1 protein-coding gene is annotated in these 231 nt (G+C 39.4%); it reads right to left on the bottom strand.

The genetic code is table 11. The annotated features are described in order from the left end of the window. Positions 1 to 214: TlpA family protein disulfide reductase (locus tag SB660_RS24155; RefSeq protein ID WP_410585178.1), on the bottom strand; the 214-nt coding region annotated here is incomplete at its 3' end. Positions 215 to 231 lie beyond the last annotated feature (17 nt).

Raw genomic sequence — 231 nt, 5'->3', positions numbered from 1 at the left:
CATCACTGTCTTTTTCATTATTAAAGTTCGGCGAAACGATGCTTAAGACAACAAAATCCTGTTCCTCACCAGCCAATGTATTTAGTTCTTCTAAGCCAGCTAAACAAATAGAGCACCAAGAAGCCCAAAACTTTACGTACACTTTTTTACCCTTGTAGTCAGCAAGATTATAACTATCCCCTTTAACATCAACTAAGTTAAAGGAGGGGGCCACAATGCCCTCGTTACTAG

This window comes from Bacillus sp. SIMBA_005 (assembly GCF_046535585.1).
Lineage (GTDB): Bacteria > Bacillota > Bacilli > Bacillales > Bacillaceae > Bacillus > Bacillus pumilus.
This window is presented reverse-complemented; position numbering and strand designations above follow the sequence as displayed.